Source organism: Myroides sp. C4067, from assembly GCF_038039665.1.
GTDB lineage: Bacteria > Bacteroidota > Bacteroidia > Flavobacteriales > Flavobacteriaceae > Flavobacterium > Flavobacterium odoratimimum.
Window position 1 is genome coordinate 1 of record NZ_JBBPHJ010000053.1, and the last position, 5,012, is coordinate 5,012.

At 35.2% G+C, this 5,012-nt stretch carries 1 protein-coding gene; it reads right to left on the reverse strand.

All coding sequences use genetic code 11. The features are described 5' to 3' along the window. Window positions 1-156: 156 nt before the first annotated feature. Window positions 157-5,012: T9SS type A sorting domain-containing protein (locus AABL87_RS17585; RefSeq protein WP_341277689.1), on the reverse strand; the 4,856-nt coding region annotated here is incomplete at its 5' end.

The window sequence follows — 5,012 nt, forward strand, 5'->3', positions numbered from 1 at the left end:
CTCACACGTAACTCTACAATCATGTAGGATGGGATTCTTCGCAAGCTCAGAATGACAAAAGAGGTGTAGTAGGATTTACTGAGATTATTAAAAAAAGAAAGGTTGAACTCAGTGATGAGATTCAACCTTTCGGAAGTATAAACAGAAAGTAAAAAATTATTTGATGATGAAGTTGATAATTTTCTTTTCGTTATTGATTAGAATAACTGCGATGTATTTACCACTTTGTAAATGTGGTGGGAGGTGAACACTGTTCTCTCGGTTGGGAAGTTCTGCCTCTAATACCTTGTTTCCTAGTATAGAATATATTTCTAGCCTAGCAGGACTAAAAGTGGTTCTATCCATATCAAAAACAATATTGATTATTTTGTTTTGATTTACTGGATTTGGGAACAGTTTGACCTTGTTTGTATTATTGATCTCTATAATTTGTTTACAGGTATAGACTTTTTCTCCTTTATCCGTTGTCAGTATTAAGTGATGTTGAACTTGATTATTGTTATTGATATCACTGTACGCTCCTGCTACATAATAGTTATTTGTACTCACTAGCATATCATCTCTATACCAATTAAATGAGGTGAAGTTAAAACCTCCGTTTGTGGCTGAGTTCATATTTATAACAAAAGAATTATCTGGCTTCATTATCGCTACTTTTTCGAAAGGTACGGGTCTGATTAGTTCTATTGTGTATTCTCTAGTGAGTGTCTGTGATTCAGATTTAACTGTTACAGGAATTGTAAACGTACCTGCATAATGTAATAAGTATTCCTCTTTTATGTTGTTAGTGATAAAAGCTCCTGCACTTAATTCATTAAACTCTATTCGAGCATATTTTTCTCCACAAGGCAAGATGTATGTTATCTTATTGGTTGGGTTTTTAAACACTTGTTCATTAATAGATAATTCAACTATATCAGCTGCTTCATCATCACTTCTGATGACCAAAGTTGCTGTTATTACATAAGGCATTGGAGCATAATTACTACTTCCCTCAATGGTCGCTTTTACTTGATATTTCCCTATTTCTGTATGTGTATTGTTTTCATAAGTCACTTTTAGAGGATGGGGTAAGTTTCCTGTCAAGGTAAGTGTTTTAGGTTGACCGTCATATACAAAAGCTTGGTTAGGAAATGAAATGAATTTGTGTATATCAAGTGGCTTGATTGTAAGATTAGCTGTGCGTTTGCTAGTAATATAATTATCGCCTTCTAGTGTAACACTAGCTTTGTAAATGCCTGCGTCTGTGTGAATATTATTTTCGTAAGTGGCAGTCACTCCTTTAGGCAGTTTTCCTTTGATTAAGATCTTCTGAGGTTTACCTGTATAATCCACTATAAGTTTGCTAAATGTGATATTAGTTAGTTTAGCTTTCTCTATTGTTAATTTGGCTGTTTTAGTACCAATAAGTATTGATTTATAATAGAAAGAAGCTTTTATACTATATTCTCCTGCGTTGTCATAGTAGTTTCTGTCATATTCTACATTGACTTCATTAGGAATATTGTATGCTTCTAGTTTATGAGAGTTACCATTGTAAGTAACTGATTTGTTCTCAAATATAACGTTGTCCAGCATTGGTAGAGTTTCGCCTTCGTGGCTTATGGCTAATATTGCCGTCATTGTATAAGGCATAGGAGTGTAGTTACTACTTCCTTCTAATGTGGCTGTAACTGTATAGTGTCCAATGTCTGTATGCGTATTGTTTTGATAAGTAATACGTAGCCCTTGAGGTATATGCCCTTCTATATTTAAAGATTTTGGCTGTCCATCATACTTGAACGATTGATTCTTTAAGCTCACTAATCTAGTCAGATCTGCTGGTCGAATGATCAATAGATTTGTACGAGTACTTGTGATATAATTGTCTCCTTCTAGTTTTACGGAAGCTTTATATTCTCCTGCATCAATGTGTTTATTGTTTTGATAGGTTGCTTTTACTCCTTGAGGTAACTCTCCTTCTAGTAGGAGCTGATGTGCTGTACCTGTATAATTAACTTCTTTTTTACTGAACTTTACACTAGTGATGGGAGCTTTCTCTATAGTAAGCGTTGCTCTTTTATGTCCTAATAAAATATCTTGATAATAGAAGTCTGCAGTGATGATATAAACACCTGAATTAGTAAAGGAGTTATCACTGTATTTTACAGTTACATCCTGAGGAAGGTTTGTAGCAATAATCTTGTAGGGTTGACCACTGTAAATAGCAACTATATCTTTAAAAATTATATTATCTAATGTAGGGAGTTCTTCCTGCTCTTCAGTAATCGATAATGTAGCAGACAGAGTATAAGGTATTGGTGTATAGTTATCACTACCACTAAGTATAGCTGTTACCATATGATTGCCTATTTCTGTATGCTTGTTGTTTTGATAAGTAAGCGTCAATTCTTGTGGTACTTCACCTGTAATGACTAATGACTTCGGTTTACCATCATATATAAACGACTGGCTTTTTAGCTCGACAAGTTGAGTGATATCAGCAGGAAGTATGATGAGCTCGTTTGATCTCGTACTTGTGATATAATTGTCTCCTTCTAATTTTACAGAAGCTTTATAGATACCTGCGTTAGTAGCTTTATTATTTTTATAAGTAGCGGTTATACCTAGAGGTAGTTCACCTTCTAGTAGAAGCTCATGTTCTTTACCATCGTAGGTTACTTCTTTTTTACTAAACTTGACTCCTTCGATACGTGCTTTCTCGATAGTCAGTGTAGCAGACTTAGTTCCTAGTAAGATATCCTTGAAATAGAATGACGCTATGACTTGATATGTACCCGTGTTGATGTACTCATTTTGATTGTACTTTACAGTAACTAAGTTAGGAAGGTTCGTTGCTTCGATTGAAATAGCCTCTCCAGTGTACGTCTCTGTTTTATGCTCAAAAATCACTTTGTCTAAAGAAGGTAATTCTTCCTCTTTCTTTGTAATTGATAAAGTTGCAGACAGCATATAAGGCATCGGTGTATAGTTATCACTACCACTTAATGTTGCTGTGACAGTGTGGTTCCCTATTGCTGTCTGTGTATTATTAGTATAGGTAAGTGTTAGTTCTTGAGGTACTTCACCTGTAACAGCTAGTGACTTTGGCTTACCATCATATGTAAACGACTGGCTTTTTAGTTCAATAAGTTGAGTGATATCAGCAGGTAGTATGATTAGCTCGTTTGATCTGGTACTTGTGATGTAATTATCTCCTTCTAATTTTACAGAAGCTTTATAAGTACCTGCATTCTTATGAATATTGTTTTTATAAGTAACTGTTACGCCTAGAGGTAGTTCTCCTTCTAATAGAAGTTCGTGCTCTTTGCCATCGTAGGTTATTTCTTTTTTACTAAACTTGACTCCTGTAATACGTGCTTTCTCGATAGTTAGTGTAGCTGACTTAGTTCCTAGTAAGATGTCTTTAAAGTAGAATGACGCTATTACTTGATATATACCAGTGTTGATGTACTCATTTTGGTTGTACTTTACAGTAACTAGGTTAGGAAGGTTGGTAGCTTCAATTGATATAATCTCTCCTGTATATGTCTCTGTTTTATGTTCAAAGATTACACTGTCAAGTGAAGGTAATTCTTCTTGCTTCTTAGTAATCGATAACGTAGCAGACAGCGTATAAGGCATTGGCGTATAGTTGGAACTACCACTAAGTGTTGCTGTTACTGTGTGATACCCTACTTCTGTATGCTTGTTGTTTTTATAAGTAAGCGTTAGTTCTTGAGGGACTTCGCCTATAACGGCTAGTGACTTTGGCTTACCGTCATATATAAACGACTCACTTTGTAGCTCGACTAATTGAGTGATATCAGCAGGAAGTATGATTAGCTCATTTGATCTAGTACTTGTGATATAATTGTCTCCTGATAAAGTTACAGAAGCTTTGTACGTACCTGCATTCTTATGAATATTGTTTTTATAAGTAGCGGTTACTCCTAGAGGCAGTTCTCCTTCTAATAGTAGTTCGTGTTCTTTGCCATTATAAGTTACTTCTTTCTTACTAAACTTGACTCCAGTGATACGTGCTTTTCCGATAGTCAGTGTAGCTGACTTAGTTCCTAGTAGAATATCTTTAAAGTAGAAGGTAGCTACTACTTGGTAAACACCAGTATTGATGTACTCATTTTGGTTGTATTTTACAGTTACTAAGTCAGGAAGATTAGTAGCTTCAATTGAAATAACCTCCCCTGTATACGTTTCTGTTTTGTGTTCAAAGATTACATTGTCTAAAGAAGGTAATTCTTCCTCTTTTTGTGTAATTGATAGTGTAGCAGATAGGGTATAAGGCATCGGCGTGTAGTTAGTACTGCCGCTTAATATTGCTGTTACTGTGTGATTCCCTATTGCTGTATGTGTATTATTAGTATAAGTAAGAGTTAGCTCTTGAGGAACTTCACCTGTAACAGCTAGTGATTTTGGCTTACCATCATATATAAACGATTGGCTTTTTAGCTCGACAAGTTGAGTGATATCAGCAGGTAATATGATTAGCTCGTTTGATCTAGTACTTGTGATATAATTGTCTCCTTCTAATTTTACAGATGCTTTATATGTACCTGCGTTAGTTCCAGTATTGTTTTTATAAGTAGCAGTTACGCCTAGAGGTAGTTCTCCTTCTAGTAGTAGTTCGTGCTCTTTACCATTATAGGTTACTTCTTTCTTACTAAACTTGACTCCCATAATACGTGCTTTCTCGATAGTCAGTGTAGCTGACTTAGTTCCTAGTAAGATATCCTTGAAATAGAATGATGCTACTACTTGATATGTACCTGAGTCAATATATTGGTTCTTATCATAAGAAACTCTTACGTTATTAGGAAGGTTCGTTGCTTCAATCGAGATTACTTCTCCAGTGTAGGTCTCTGTTTTGTGTTCAAATATAACACTATCAAGAGAAGGTAATTCTTCTTGTGCTTCAGTAATCGATAATGTAGCAGACAGGGTATAAGGCATCGGAGTGTAGTTAGAGCTACCACTAAGTGTTGCTGTTACTGTGTGATTGCCTATTGCTGTAT